The 208-nt window shown below is 64.9% G+C and carries 1 pseudogene; it reads left to right on the top strand.

The features are described 5' to 3' along the window. Positions 1-208: pseudogene (locus tag ACW9IN_RS30235) on the top strand (hypothetical protein); the annotation flags it as partial.

Below are 208 nucleotides of genomic sequence, written 5' to 3'. Positions count from 1 at the left end.
CGGGCAGTCACCCTGGCCAAGATCGAAGACATCCAGCCCGGCAGCTACATCGGCTCGGCGGCCATGCCCAATGCCGACGGCAGCCTCACCGCCCTGGAAATTCACGTGTTTCCACCGGCAATGGCGGGCACCGGCGACGGTCATCGTGCGTTTGACCTCAAGGAAGGCAGCAGCATGACCAACGGCACCGTGGGCGACCTGGTGGTGA

This window comes from Pseudomonas sp. SDO5271_S396 (genome assembly GCF_054071795.1).
This window is presented reverse-complemented; position numbering and strand designations above follow the sequence as displayed.